Here is a 13,979-nt window from a genome sequence, read left to right as displayed (position 1 = left end):
TCAGAGTATGATAAAAACAGGGGGCAAGGGATGTTGCTTAATATGATGTGTGGTCGTCGGCTGTCGGCAATCAGTTTGTGCCTGGCCGTAACATTCGCTCCACTGTTCAATGCGCAGGCCGATGAGCCTGAAGTAATCCCTGGCGACAGCCCGGTGGCTGTCAGTGAACAGGGCGAGGCACTGCCGCAGGCGCAAGCCACGGCAATAATGGCGGGGATCCAGCCATTGCCTGAAGGTGCGGCAGAAAAAGCCCGCACGCAAATCGAATCTCAATTACCCGCAGGTTACAAGCCGGTTTATCTTAACCAGCTTCAACTGTTGTATGCCGCACGCGATATGCAACCCATGTGGGAAAACCGTGATGCTGTTAAAGCCTTCCAGCAACAGCTGGCAGAGGTGGCGATTGCCGTTTTCCAGCCGCAGTTTAATAAATGGGTAGAGTTACTGACCGATCCTGGTGTTAACGGGATGGCACGCGACGTAGTGCTCTCTGATGCGATGATGGGCTATCTCCATTTCATTGCAAATATTCCGGTCAAAGGCACTCGCTGGCTATATAGCAGTAAACCTTATGCACTTGCAACGCCGCCGCTCTCGGTGATTAACCAATGGCAGCTGGCGCTGGATAAAGGTCAATTGCCTACGTTTGTTGCAGGACTGGCACCGCAGCATCCGCAATATGCGGCGATGCATGAATCGTTACTGGCCTTACTCAGTGACACCAAACCGTGGCCCCAACTGACCGGCAAAGCAACGTTGCGCCCAGGGCAGTGGAGTAACGACGTACCGGCGTTGCGCGAAATATTGCAACGCACAGGCATGTTGGACGGGGGGCCGAAAATTACTCTACCTGGCGATGACACGCCAACTGACGCGGTAGTCAGCCCATCCGCTGTTACTGTTGAAACAGCAGAAACTAAGCCGATGGACAAGCAAACGACGTCTCGTAGTAAACCTGCGCCTGCCGTTCGCGCCGCCTACGATAATGAACTGGTGGAAGCCGTTAAACGTTTTCAGGCATGGCAAGGATTGGGGGCAGATGGTGCTATTGGCCCGGCAACACGTGACTGGTTAAACGTAACGCCCGCCCAGCGTGCTGGCGTGTTGGCTCTCAACATCCAGCGATTGCGCTTGCTGCCAACAGAGCTTTCTACCGGGATCATGGTTAACATTCCGGCCTATTCGCTGGTCTACTATCAGAACGGCAATCAGGTGCTGGATTCGCGAGTCATTGTCGGTCGCCCCGATCGCAAAACGCCGATGATGAGCAGTGCCCTTAACAACGTAGTGGTAAACCCGCCGTGGAACGTACCTCCAACTCTGGCACGCAAAGATATTCTGCCAAAAGTGCGCAACGATCCGGGATATCTCGAAAGCCATGGCTATACGGTGATGCGCGGCTGGAACAGCAGAGAAGCGATTGACCCATGGCAGGTTGACTGGTCTACAATCACGGCCTCGAATTTACCGTTCCGCTTCCAGCAGGCTCCAGGCCCACGGAACTCGCTGGGGCGCTATAAATTCAATATGCCGAGTTCAGAGGCCATTTATTTGCATGACACGCCGAACCACAATCTGTTCAAGCGTGATACACGCGCATTGAGCTCAGGCTGTGTACGAGTGAATAAAGCTTCCGATCTGGCGAATATGCTGTTGCAGGATGCAGGCTGGAATGACAAACGTATTTCTGATGCGCTGAAGCAGGGTGATACACGTTACGTCAATATTCGGCAGTCGATTCCGGTGAATCTCTACTACCTGACGGCCTTTGTTGGTGCAGATGGTCGTACCCAGTATCGTACAGATATTTACAATTATGATCTGCCTGCGCGATCCAGCTCGCAAATCGTATCGAAAGCGGAACAATTAATCAGGTAAATGAAGTAGTTCGGGGAAATCAGTTGTCGTAATAATTAGCATGATTGGGGGCGATTCTCTGCAGCCCCCGTCACTGCTGGGGTTGAGTCATCTTGACGTCTGCTTTACGGGCGGTTAAGGTGCCTCTTGTGCGCCAGAAGTGCATATAAACGATAACATTGACCTGTAGACTTGATTATCATGGACAAATTCGACGCTAATCGCCGCAAATTGCTGGCGCTTGGTGGCGTTGCACTCGGTGCCGCCATCCTGCCGACCCCTGCGTTTGCAACACTCTCTACCCCACGCCCGCGCATTTTGACACTCAATAATCTTCATACCGGAGAGTCAATCAAAGCGGAGTTTTTCGATGGCAGAGGCTATATTCAGGAAGAATTGGCAAAACTTAACCATTTTTTCCGCGATTACCGCGCGAACAAAATAAAGTCCATCGACCCAGGATTATTCGACCAGTTGTATCGCCTGCAAGGGTTGTTAGGCACGCGCAAACCGGTGCAACTCATTTCCGGTTATCGTTCTATTGATACCAACAATGAACTACGCGCCCGCAGCCGTGGAGTAGCGAAGAAAAGCTATCACACTAAAGGCCAGGCGATGGATTTCCATATTGAAGGTATCGCGTTAAGCAATATTCGCAAAGCCGCGTTATCTATGCGCGCAGGTGGTGTAGGATATTATCCACGTAGTAACTTTGTGCATATTGATACCGGGCCAGCACGGCACTGGTAGTAATTGCTTAACGAAACAGGGGCAGTATGAACTATCGTATTATTCCGGTCACCGCATTCTCCCAGAACTGTTCATTAATCTGGTGTGAACAAACCCGTCTGGCCGCACTGGTCGATCCTGGCGGCGATGCGGAAAAAATCAAACAGGAAGTTGATGACAGCGGCCTGACACTGATGCAGATCCTGCTGACGCATGGTCATCTGGACCACGTTGGCGCAGCGGCGGAACTGGCGCAACATTACGGCGTGCCGGTTTTTGGCCCGGAAAAAGAAGATGAGTTCTGGCTGCAAGGCTTGCCTGCGCAAAGTCGTATGTTTGGTCTGGAAGAGTGCCAGCCGCTGACGCCAGATCGTTGGCTGAACGAAGGCGATACCATCAGCATAGGGAATGTGACTTTACAGGTGTTACATTGCCCTGGGCATACGCCGGGTCATGTCGTGTTTTTTGATGATCGGGCAAAGCTGCTGATTTCTGGCGATGTTATTTTCAAAGGCGGAGTAGGGCGCAGTGACTTCCCGCGTGGCGATCATAATCAACTGATTTCTTCAATCAAAGATAAATTGCTGCCACTGGGGGATGACGTGACATTTATTCCGGGTCACGGACCATTATCCACACTTGGTTATGAACGCCTGCATAATCCCTTCCTGCAAGACGAAATGCCCGTCTGGTAAGGCACATAAAAAAGCCCGCTTTTAATGCGGGCCTGGATTTCTGGCAAAGTGCGCTTTGTTTATGCCGGATGCGGCACGAGCGCCTTATCCGGCCTACAAAATCGTGCAAATTCAAAATATTGCAGGGGACGCGTAGGCCTGATAAGCGTAGCGCATCAGGCAATGTTGCGTTTGTCATCAGTCTCAGCCCGCTTTTCAGCGGGCTTCATTGTTTTTAATGCTTACAGCACTGCCACAATCGCTTCGCACAGCGGAGCCATGTTATCTGGTGTCATCCCGGCCACATTTACGCGACCAGAAGCAACCGCATATACGCCAAACTCTTCGCGCAGACGCAGCACTTGTTCTTTTGTCAGGCCACTGAAGGAGAACATGCCGTTCTGTTTGATGATAAAGCTGAAGTCGCGGTTTGCGCCTTTTTCCTGCAGCGTATTGACGAACAACTGACGCATACGCTGAATACGCTGGCGCATATCAGTCAGCTCTTGTTCCCAAATCGCACGTAACGCATCGTTGCTCAGGATGGTGGCAACAACAGAAGCGCCGTGTGCTGGTGGGTTAGAGTAGTTAGCGCGAATCGCCGCTTTCATTTGGCTGAATGCGCGATCAACGGTTTCACTGTCGGCAGCAACCAGAGTACAAGCGCCAACACGCTCGTTGTACAGGCCAAAGTTTTTAGAGTAGGAACTGGCAACAATCAGCTCTTTATGCATAGCCGCGAAAGCGCGCAGTCCTTCAGCATCTTCTTCCAGACCACGGGCAAAACCCTGGTAAGCGAAGTCAAACAGCGGTAACCAGCCTTTCTCAACGGAGAGTTGTGCCAGTGTCTGCCATTGTTCCAGCGTAGGGTCGATACCGGTTGGGTTATGGCAGCAGCCATGGAACAGCACTACGTCGCCAGCCTGAGCTTCATTCAGGCTGTTAATCAGTGCATCGAAGTCAAGAGTGTGATTTTCCGCATCATAATAAGCGTATTCACGAACTTCCAGACCTGCAGAGTTAAAGACGCTCTTATGGTTCGGCCAGCTTGGGTTGCTCACCCACACTCGCTTAACGCTGGTATTTTTTGCCAGGAAATCGGCAGCTACGCGTAGTGCGCCAGTGCCCCCCGGAGTCTGTGCCGTGCGAGCACGTTTGTCATTGATCAGGGCGCTACCTTTACCAAACAGCAGTTCCTGAGTGCAGCGACCAAATTCAGGGATGCCGTCAATGCCGAGGTAATTTTTGGTGGTTTCATTTTCGAGCAGATACTGTTCAGCCTTTTTCACGCTGGTCAGTACCGGGGTTTTGCCCGTCTCATCTTTATAGACACCAATCCCGAGGTTAATTTTGCCGGGACGTTCATCGGCACGAAACAGATCGGCCAGGCCCAGAATCGGGTCGGCAGGAGCGGCGGTAATGTTCTCAAACATGACGAGGTTCCATTATGGTTACAGAAGGGAAGTCCGCTATCAGGGTAACGGGAGATTTACAAAATTCCAACTATTACTGATGAAAACGCAGGCTGTTTTTGCAAGACGTGAGATTGCTCTGGAAGGTATAAAAAAAACAGGACCAAAGTCCTGTTTTTTCGGCATTTAACAAAGAGGTGTGCTATTAGAACTGGTAAACGATACCCACAGCAACGGTGTCGTCTGAACCTACGCCCAGTTTGTTGTCAGAATCGATCTGGTTGATGATGTAGTCAACATAGGTGGACATGTTTTTGTTGAAGTAGTAGGTTGCGCCCACTTCAAAGTAGTTCACCAGCTCAACATCACCGATACCTTCTACGTCTTTCGCTTTAGATTTGGTGTAAGCGATGGACGGACGCAGACCGAAATCGAACTGGTATTGCGCAACTAACAGAACGTCTTGCGTTTTGTTGGCGAAGCCGCTGGTGTTTGTAAATTTATTAGTGATCGGCGTAGCGTTACGGGTTTCACCGTAGTTCGCTGCCAGGTAGATGTTGTTCGCGTCGTACTTCAGACCAGTAGCCCACTGTTCAGCTTTTTTACCGTTGCCAAGAGGTTGAGCTTCTTGCAGGTTGGTACGGTCAGCTGCACCATAAGCACCAACGATACCAAAGCCTTCGTATTCGTAGCTGATAGAACCGCCAACACCGTCGCCGTTAGAACGGCGTGCAGTGTCACGCTCGTTTTTACCCAGGTACTGAACAGCGAAGTTCAGGCCATCAACCAGACCAAAGAAGTTGGAGTTACGATAGGTAGCAACGCCGCCAACACGACCAACGAAGAAGTCATCGCTGTATGCAGTATCACCACCAAATTCTGGCAGCATATCGGTGTAACCCAGTGCATCATAAACCACACCGTAGTTACGGCCGTAATCGAAAGAACCAACGTCAGCGTATTTAAGACCCGCGAATGCCAGACGCGTTTTGTTACCAGTTTGAGCGTCAGCGCCTTCAGAGTTGTTACCCTGGAAGTTATATTCCCACTGACCATAACCGGTCAGATCGGAATTGATTTGAGTTTCCCCTTTAAAACCAAGACGGGCATAGGTCATGTCGCCATTGCCACCGTAACTGTTTTCACCGTTACCCTTGGAAAAATAATGCAGACCAACAGCTTTACCGTACAGATCTACTTTGTTGCCATCTTTGTTATAGATTTCTGCAGCGTTTGCAGTACCTGCTACTAACAGAGCAGGGACGATCACTGCCAGAATATTGCGCTTCATCATTATTTATTACCCTCATGGTTTTTTTTATGACACCTGCCACTGCGTCAATAAGTTCTGTCAATAAAAATTTACGGAACTATTGATGAGAGTTTGGTGTCTTTATGTGTCTGCAGGCATCTTTCCATTCAAACTAACGTTTCGCTACCGTGAAAGTGCTACAAAGATAAAGATTTAGTTTCAAAAAGAAAAAATATGTAACCAAAAGTAAAAATTAAGGAACTTTGTGAACACCGTCATATTTCCATAGAAACGTGATGATATTTACAGCAATTTTTATCTATTTATATGATTTACTTATATTTAAATTAACTAAACGGAAATTTTGTTTCTGATGGAAACTTTATCGACCTGGCACAAAATCCTCTTTCAGACATCCAGAATGCCAAAAAATAGTATGAAAATTGTGCTATCAGCTAAGAAAAAACTAATCCGCAATAAGAATGCGGGTTATTTTTTGTGCGTAAATGTTGCAATGTAATATTCCGTAACAGGATGATCGTTATGGCGGGGTTGCAAATAGATTGCTTGACTTAACAAACAGATAACTTGACAGAAAGGATAAAAAAGAGCCAGCAGGCGCTGGCTCTTTGAGGAAGAAAATCAGAAGCTGGCGTTGCGCGGAGTACGTGGGAACGGAATCACATCACGCACGTTTTGCACGCCAGTTACGTAAGCAATCAGGCGTTCAAAACCAAGACCGAAACCTGAATGCGGAACAGTACCGTAGCGACGCAGATCGCGATACCACCAGTAATCTTCTTTATTCAGGCCCATTTCCAGCATACGCTCGTCCAGAACGTCCAGACGTTCTTCACGCTGGGAGCCACCAATGATCTCACCGATGCCCGGAGCCAGAACGTCCATAGCCGCAACGGTTTTACCGTCTTCGTTGAGGCGCATATAGAACGCTTTAATATCTTTCGGATAGTTTTTAACCACTACCGGTGCTTTAAAGTGTTCTTCCGCCAGATAACGCTCATGCTCAGAAGAGAGATCGACGCCCCAGTAAACCGGGTTTTCAAACTTCCTGCCGCAGTTTTCGAGAATGGTCACTGCGTCGGTGTAATCCACCTGCGCGAAATCGGCCTCAATGAAGCGTTCCAGACGTGAAACGGCATCTTTATCTACGCGTTCAGCGAAGAATTTCATGTCGTCTGCGCGTTCTTCGAGAACCGCTTTGAAGACATATTTCAGCATGGCTTCAGCCAGACCCGCGATATCGTTCAGGTTAGCAAACGCCACTTCCGGCTCCAGCATCCAGAATTCCGCCAGGTGACGGCTGGTGTTGGAGTTTTCAGCACGGAAAGTCGGGCCGAAGGTATAAATTTTGGATAATGCGCAAGCGTAGGTTTCGCCGTTCAACTGGCCAGATACGGTCAGGAAAGACTCTTTACCAAAGAAGTCTTTGTCGAAATCCACTTTGCCCTGATCGTTACGCGGCAGGTTTTCCAGATCCAGCGTAGAAACGCGGAACATTTCGCCTGCACCTTCGGTATCAGATGCGGTAATCAGTGGCGTTGAAACCCAGAAGAATCCCTGCTCGTTAAAGAAGCGATGCAGCGCCTGCGCCAGCGTATGGCGAACGCGCGCGACGGCACCAATCAGGTTTGTGCGCGGACGCAGGTGAGCGACTTCACGCAGATACTCAATGCTGTGGCGTTTTGCCGCCATCGGGTAAGTGTCTGGATCTTCAACCCAACCAGCAACTTCAACCTTGCTGGCCTGAATTTCAAATTGTTGCCCCTGGCCCGGCGATGCCACGACTTTACCCGTCACAATGACCGAGCAGCCGGTGGTCAGACGCAGGACGTCTTCATTGTAATTGGGCAGAGAATTATTGATGACAGCCTGTACAGGATCAAAGCAGGAACCGTCATAAACGGCGAGGAAGGAGATGCCAGCTTTTGAATCTCGGCGGGTACGTACCCATCCGCGTACGGTGACTTCGCTGTCAACGGCTACGCGGCCCTGGAGTACGTCGGCTACAGGCACAACGCTCATAATATTCTCTCTGTTAATAGTCGGAAAAAATAAACACTTGTCCACCCGTAAATGGGGGGGATACCTATGTTACCTGGCATCTGCAATCAGACAAGCAGAATTCGCAAATGCAGCGAAAGATTTCGGAATTAAAGGTAAAAAAAGGGAGCCGATTAGCTCCCTGATGATATTAACTGGCTTTTTTAATATGCGGAAGGTCGAACGCTTTGCGCAGCGCCCGAACAAACGCTTTATCATGGCAGATAGTTTTGCCAGGGCTGTCAGAAAGTTTCGCCACCGGTTTACCGTTACACTCTACCAACTTAATCACAATATTCAGGGGTTTTACCTGGGGGATATCGCAGGTCAGGCGAGTCCCAATACCAAAACTTAATTGCACGCGGGAAGAGAAGTGGCGGTATAGCTCAACCGCTTTGCGTAAATCCAGATTGTCAGAGAAAACCAGCGTTTTACTCTGTGGATCAATTCCCAGCTTTTCATAATGTGCAATGGCTTTTTCACCCCATTCAACCGGGTCGCCAGAGTCATGACGCAGGCCCTGATACCGACTAGCGAACTCGACACCGAAATCACGCAGGAAAGCATCCATAGTGATGCAGTCGGTTAATGCAATGCCAAGTTGGTCGGGATACTCTTCCAGCCAGGCAGCAAGTGCAGCTCGCTGGCTGTTGGCTAGATCCGGGCTGATTTGCTGATGTGCCTGGAACCATTCGTGTGCCTGTGTTCCCATCGGCGTGAGGGAAAGCCGACGCGCCAGATCGTAGTTGCTGGTGCCCACGAACCAGGATTCCTGTTGCAGACGCTTAACGATGGTTTCTTGTACTTCGCGAGAAAAACGGCGACGGGTGCCAAAATCCATCAGATGGAAGCGCGACATATCAAGACCGGCGGTTAACGCCGAGAAGTCGACTAATTTGCTTTCCAGCGTGTCGAGGGCTTGCGCAACGTCGGCCTGCGGTGAGCGATAGCGATGTACCATTTCACTGATAACCGCCAGCAAAGGAACTTCCCAGAGGATGACTTCACGCCACGGACCGCTTAAGCGAATATCCAGCTTGCCATTATCGTTGGACACGGTGACTTGTTCCGGGTTAAAGCGGAACTCGCGTAACCAGTTAAGATAGTCGGCCTTAAAGAAAGGCAGGGCAGAGAGCCACTGATATTCATCATCCTGCAGGCGCAGGTGCTGCATCGCCTGAATCTGTTCACGAATAGCATCGGCATAAATACCCAGCAGATCGTCACCTCGGCAACGAAACTCCGCCGCGACATGCACATCGTAATAGTGATGAAACACGGCTTGCTGCATATGCAACTTATAAGCATCTGTATCCAGCAACGAGTGCAGAACAGGAGAAGCGAATTGTGTCATAGGTGCGCAGTAGCGTCCTCGTACAGGAGCGTTTAGTACAATAAACATCTTCAGGAACTGCTGGAGTATACCTTGTTTCGCAATTTATTGAACCCCGATCACACCATATGCCACCTTTCTGGTCGATGGCATTACGCGGTGTATGTTATAAAAATGTAGCAATAAAGGCGTTTGTACCTGAAAAGATGAAGATTCTGCATAGCGCGATTTACGCAACAGGAATAGACTGAACACCAGACTCTATAAAAGATGCTAAAGGTTATTTATGACTCAACAGCCACAAGCCAAATACCGTCACGATTATCGTGCGCCGGATTACCAGATTACTGATATTGACTTGACCTTTGACCTCGACGCGCAAAAGACGGTCGTTACCGCGGTCAGCCAGGCTGTCCGTCATGGTGCATCAGATGCTCCACTTCGTCTCAACGGCGAAGACCTCAAACTGGTTTCTGTTCATATTAATGATGAGCCGTGGACCGCCTGGAAAGAAGAAGAGGGCGCACTGGTCATCAGTAATTTGCCGGAGCATTTTACGCTTAAGATCGTTAATGAAATAAGCCCGGCGGCGAATACCGCGCTGGAAGGGCTTTATCAGTCAGGCGATGCGCTTTGCACCCAGTGTGAAGCCGAAGGTTTCCGCCATATTACGTATTATCTCGACCGCCCGGACGTGCTGGCGCGTTTTACCACCAAAATTATTGCCGATAAAACCAAATATCCCTTCCTGCTTTCCAACGGTAACCGCGTTGCGCAAGGTGAACTGGAAAACGGACGCCATTGGGTACAGTGGCAGGACCCGTTCCCGAAACCGTGCTACCTGTTTGCGCTGGTGGCAGGCGACTTTGATGTACTGCGCGACACCTTTACCACGCGTTCTGGTCGCGAAGTGGCGCTGGAGCTGTACGTCGATCGCGGCAACCTTGATCGCGCGCCGTGGGCGATGACCTCGCTGAAAAACTCAATGAAATGGGATGAAGAACGCTTCGGCCTGGAGTATGACCTCGACATCTATATGATCGTCGCGGTGGATTTCTTCAATATGGGCGCAATGGAGAATAAGGGTCTGAATATCTTTAACTCCAAATATGTGCTGGCCCGCACCGACACCGCCACCGACAAAGATTACCTCGATATTGAACGCGTTATCGGCCATGAATATTTCCATAACTGGACCGGTAACCGAGTGACCTGCCGCGACTGGTTCCAGCTCAGCCTGAAAGAAGGTTTAACCGTCTTCCGCGATCAGGAATTCAGCTCTGACCTTGGTTCCCGCGCAGTTAACCGCATCAATAATGTGCGCACCATGCGCGGATTGCAGTTTGCGGAAGACGCCAGCCCGATGGCGCACCCAATCCGCCCGGACATGGTCATTGAGATGAACAACTTCTACACCCTGACCGTTTACGAGAAGGGCGCGGAAGTGATCCGTATGATCCACACCCTGCTGGGCGAAGAAAACTTCCAGAAAGGGATGCAACTCTATTTCGAGCGTCATGATGGTAGCGCAGCGACCTGTGACGACTTTGTGCAGGCGATGGAAGATGCGTCGAATGTTGATCTCTCCCATTTCCGCCGTTGGTACAGCCAGTCCGGTACGCCGATTGTGACCGTCAAAGACGACTACAATCCGGAAACTGAGCAGTACACCCTGACCATCAGCCAGCGCACGCCAGCCACGCCGGATCAGGCAGAAAAACAGCCGCTGCATATTCCGTTTGCCATCGAATTGTATGACAACGAAGGCAAAGTGATCCCGTTGCAGAAAGGCGGTCATCCGGTGAATTCCGTGCTGAACGTCACCCAGGCGGAACAGACCTTTGTTTTTGATAATGTCTACTTCCAGCCGGTGCCTGCGCTGCTGTGCGAATTCTCTGCGCCAGTGAAACTGGAATATAAGTGGAGTGATCAGCAACTGACCTTCCTGATGCGTCATGCGCGTAATGATTTCTCCCGTTGGGATGCGGCGCAAAGTTTGCTGGCAACCTACATCAAGCTGAACGTCGCCCGTCATCAGCAAGGGCAGCCGCTGTCTCTGCCGGTACATGTGGCTGACGCTTTCCGCGCGGTGCTGCTCGATGAGAAGATTGATCCGGCGCTGGCGGCAGAAATCCTGACGCTGCCTTCTGTCAATGAAATGGCTGAACTGTTCGATATCATCGACCCGATTGCTATTGCCGAAGTACGCGAAGCACTCACTCGTACTCTGGCGACTGAACTGGCGGATGAGCTGCTGGCTATTTACAACGCGAATTACCAGAGCGAGTACCGTGTTGAGCATGAAGATATTGCAAAACGCACTCTGCGAAATGCCTGCCTGCGCTTCCTTGCTTTTGGTGAAACGCATCTGGCTGACGTGCTGGTGAGCAAGCAATACCATGAAGCAAACAATATGACCGATGCGCTGGCAGCGCTTTCTGCGGCGGTTGCTGCACAGCTGCCTTGCCGTGACGCGCTGATGCAGGAGTACGACGATAAGTGGCATCAGGACGGTCTGGTGATGGATAAATGGTTTATCCTGCAAGCCACCAGCCCGGCGGCGAATGTGCTGGAGACGGTGCGTGGTCTGTTGCAGCATCGCTCATTTACCATGAGCAACCCGAACCGTATTCGTTCGTTGATTGGTGCGTTTGCGGGCAGCAACCCGGCAGCGTTCCATGCCGAAGATGGCAGCGGTTACCAGTTCCTGGTGGAAATGCTTACCGACCTCAACAGCCGTAACCCGCAGGTAGCTTCACGTCTGATTGAACCGCTGATTCGCCTGAAACGTTATGATGCCAAACGTCAGGAGAAAATGCGCGCGGCGCTGGAACAGTTGAAAGGGCTGGAAAATCTCTCTGGCGATCTGTACGAGAAGATCACCAAAGCACTGGCTTGATACTTTTGAGCCAAAATGCCTGATGCGACGCTTGACGCGTCTTATCAGGCCTACAACTCCGTTGAAATTGCTGGTTTTGTAGGCTGGATAAGGCGTTCACGCCGCATCCGGCAGCCGTGCCCAACTGCCTGATGCGATGCTTGACGTGTCTTATCAGGCCTACAAGTCCGTTGAAAATGCTGGTTTTGTGCGCCACATCCGGCATATTAACCATGACGCCGAATCAGTTGTTCAGAATGCCCACGCCGCATTACCCGTTGCAATACTTCCGCTTCCAGCTCCGCTAATCGCACCGACCCTAATCGACGCGGACGGGGGATATCCACTGTCAAATCCAGACCAATTTTTCCCTCTTCAATTAACAACACCCGGTCAGCCATTGCTACCGCTTCGCTCACATCATGCGTCACCAACAGTACGGTAAAGCCGTGCTGCTGCCAAAGTGACACAATCAAATCCTGCATCTCGAGTCGCGTTAAGGCGTCCAGTGCCCCGAGCGGTTCATCAAGCAACAATAAACCCGGTCGATGAATCAACGCTCTTGCCAGCGCCACACGCTGTTTCTGCCCGCCAGAAAGTGCGGCAGGCCATTCCCCGGCGCGATTCTCCAGTCCTACTGCAGCCAACGCCCGACGCGCGGCATCGCGCCACTGGCCTTTAAGGCCTAACCCAACGTTATCAATCACCGATTTCCACGGCAGCAGACGCGCATCCTGAAACATCATTCGCGTGTCTTCCTGAATCTCAGCCAGCGGTGTGGTGCCCGCTAACACATCGCCTGCGGTTGGCGTTTCCAGACCTGCCAGCAGGCGCAGCAGGGTACTTTTGCCACCACCGCTGCGGCCCACCACCGCCACAAACTGACCTGCCGGAATATGTAAATCCAGTTGGTTCAGGACGATATTTTCCGCGTAATGTTTGCTTACTGCATTGAGCAACAATGGTGTGCCCTGGTTCAGACGAGCAGTATTCATACCGTGGCCTCCTTCAAATGATAAGCCGGGTTCCAGCGCAACCAGAGGCGCTCTAACAGCTGCGCGCTGACGTCAGCAAGTTTGCCGAGCAGGGCGTAAAGAATAATAGCGACTACCACCACGTCCGTTTGCAAAAACTCCCGCGCATTCATCGCCAGATAACCAATGCCTGAATTGGCAGAAATGGTTTCGGCAACAATCAGCGTCAGCCACATCAGGCCCAACGCAAAACGCACGCCGACCATAATTGAGGGCAGGGCACCAGGCAGGATCACATGGATAAACAGCGGTATGCCGGATAATCCATAGCTACGCGCCATTTCCACCAGACCGCGATCGATATTACGGATGCCATGCCAGGTGTTGATATAAATGGGGAATAGCGTGCCGAGCGCCACCAGAAAGATTTTTGCGGATTCATCAATGCCAAACCACAAAATCACCAGCGGGATCAGCGCCAGATGCGGTACGTTGCGCAACATCTGAATTGAGGTATCCAGCAGCCGTTCTCCCCAGCGTGACAGCCCGCTAATCAGTCCCAGAATCAAGCCCAGCGATCCGCCAATTGAAAAGCCAATCAGCGCCCGCCAGGAACTGATCGCCAGATGCTGCCACAATTCGCCGCTGGCGGAGAGCGTCCAGAACGCCGTCACCACTCCTTCCGGTGAAGGCAAAATACGCGTCGACAGCCAGCCAACCGAGGAGGCCAGTTGCCACACCGCCACGATGCCCACCGGTAAAAACCAGGGGGCAACGCGCAATAACCACTTCTTCACTGGCGTTGCCAT

10 protein-coding genes are annotated in these 13,979 nt (G+C 51.1%); 4 read left to right on the top strand and 6 right to left on the bottom strand.

Annotated elements, in window-relative coordinates; genetic code table 11:
- Positions 1-30: 30 nt before the first annotated feature.
- The 3 genes from ldtD to gloC all read left to right on the top strand — a co-directional run bounded on the left by ldtD (position 31) and on the right by gloC (position 3,281).
- Positions 31-1,878: a L,D-transpeptidase gene (gene ldtD, locus C1P89_RS10775; RefSeq protein ID WP_000926024.1), complete on the top strand. Its 1,848-nt coding sequence runs from the start codon at positions 31-33 to the stop codon at positions 1,876-1,878.
- Positions 1,879-2,058: 180 nt separating this feature from the next.
- A complete protein-coding gene (mepK, locus tag C1P89_RS10770; protein ID WP_001295932.1) occupies positions 2,059-2,607 on the top strand; it encodes a peptidoglycan L,D-endopeptidase MepK in 549 nt (182 codons plus the stop codon).
- Positions 2,608-2,633: 26 nt separating this feature from the next.
- Complete coding sequence (gene gloC, locus C1P89_RS10765; RefSeq protein ID WP_001109487.1) at positions 2,634-3,281, top strand: hydroxyacylglutathione hydrolase GloC; 648 nt, start codon at positions 2,634-2,636, stop codon at positions 3,279-3,281.
- Positions 3,282-3,502: 221 nt separating this feature from the next.
- Here the strand turns inward: gloC and aspC are convergent, their stop codons facing one another.
- The 4 genes from aspC to pncB all read right to left on the bottom strand — a co-directional run bounded on the left by aspC (position 3,503) and on the right by pncB (position 9,339).
- Positions 3,503-4,693 carry an aspartate transaminase gene (aspC, locus tag C1P89_RS10760; protein WP_000462687.1) on the bottom strand — a complete coding sequence of 397 codons (1,191 nt, stop codon included), beginning with the start codon at positions 4,691-4,693 and terminating at the stop codon, positions 3,503-3,505.
- A 184-nt stretch (positions 4,694-4,877) separates the two neighbouring features.
- Positions 4,878-5,966 (bottom strand): porin OmpF, encoded by a 1,089-nt coding sequence (ompF, locus tag C1P89_RS10755; RefSeq protein WP_000977922.1) that lies wholly within the window; start codon positions 5,964-5,966, stop codon positions 4,878-4,880.
- A gap of 600 nt (positions 5,967-6,566) precedes the next feature.
- On the bottom strand, positions 6,567-7,967 hold the full coding sequence (gene asnS / locus C1P89_RS10750) for an asparagine--tRNA ligase (RefSeq protein ID WP_000117881.1): 1,401 nt from the start codon (positions 7,965-7,967) through the stop codon (positions 6,567-6,569).
- Between the two features lie 169 nt (positions 7,968-8,136).
- Positions 8,137-9,339: a nicotinate phosphoribosyltransferase gene (gene pncB, locus C1P89_RS10745; protein ID WP_001297200.1), complete on the bottom strand. Its 1,203-nt coding sequence runs from the start codon at positions 9,337-9,339 to the stop codon at positions 8,137-8,139.
- 265 nt (positions 9,340-9,604) lie between these two features.
- On the opposite strand from pncB, the gene pepN reads away from it, so the two are divergent.
- Entirely contained in the window at positions 9,605-12,217 is a 2,613-nt protein-coding gene (pepN, locus tag C1P89_RS10740; RefSeq protein ID WP_000193831.1) for an aminopeptidase N, read from the top strand.
- A gap of 206 nt (positions 12,218-12,423) precedes the next feature.
- On the opposite strand, the gene ssuB is transcribed toward pepN, so the two are convergent.
- Both ssuB and ssuC read right to left on the bottom strand, forming a co-directional pair.
- A complete protein-coding gene (ssuB, locus tag C1P89_RS10735; protein WP_001090514.1) occupies positions 12,424-13,191 on the bottom strand; it encodes an aliphatic sulfonates ABC transporter ATP-binding protein in 768 nt (255 codons plus the stop codon).
- A complete protein-coding gene (gene ssuC / locus C1P89_RS10730; protein WP_000235203.1) occupies positions 13,188-13,979 on the bottom strand; it encodes an aliphatic sulfonate ABC transporter permease SsuC in 792 nt (263 codons plus the stop codon). Before ssuC ends, ssuB begins: the two co-directional genes overlap by 4 nt.

Origin of the sequence: Shigella sonnei, assembly GCF_002950395.1 — a bacterium.
Taxonomy (GTDB): domain Bacteria; phylum Pseudomonadota; class Gammaproteobacteria; order Enterobacterales; family Enterobacteriaceae; genus ECMA0423.
Note: the sequence above shows the minus strand (reverse complement) of the source record. Positions and strands in the feature narration are given on the sequence as shown.

What these genes read in the sequence shown, in the direction of transcription:
- ldtD (WP_000926024.1), top strand. Translation starts at nt 31, where the DNA reads ATGTTGCTTAATATGATGTGTGGTCGTCGGCTGTCGGCAATCAGTTTG.
- mepK (WP_001295932.1), top strand. Translation starts at nt 2,059, where the DNA reads ATGGACAAATTCGACGCTAATCGCCGCAAATTGCTGGCGCTTGGTGGC.
- gloC (WP_001109487.1), top strand. Translation starts at nt 2,634, where the DNA reads ATGAACTATCGTATTATTCCGGTCACCGCATTCTCCCAGAACTGTTCA.
- aspC (WP_000462687.1), bottom strand. Translation starts at nt 4,693, where the DNA reads ATGTTTGAGAACATTACCGCCGCTCCTGCCGACCCGATTCTGGGCCTG.
- ompF (WP_000977922.1), bottom strand. Translation starts at nt 5,966, where the DNA reads ATGATGAAGCGCAATATTCTGGCAGTGATCGTCCCTGCTCTGTTAGTA.
- asnS (WP_000117881.1), bottom strand. Translation starts at nt 7,967, where the DNA reads ATGAGCGTTGTGCCTGTAGCCGACGTACTCCAGGGCCGCGTAGCCGTT.
- pncB (WP_001297200.1), bottom strand. Translation starts at nt 9,339, where the DNA reads ATGACACAATTCGCTTCTCCTGTTCTGCACTCGTTGCTGGATACAGAT.
- pepN (WP_000193831.1), top strand. Translation starts at nt 9,605, where the DNA reads ATGACTCAACAGCCACAAGCCAAATACCGTCACGATTATCGTGCGCCG.
- ssuB (WP_001090514.1), bottom strand. Translation starts at nt 13,191, where the DNA reads ATGAATACTGCTCGTCTGAACCAGGGCACACCATTGTTGCTCAATGCA.
- ssuC (WP_000235203.1), bottom strand. Translation starts at nt 13,979, where the DNA reads ATGGCAACGCCAGTGAAGAAGTGGTTATTGCGCGTTGCCCCCTGGTTT.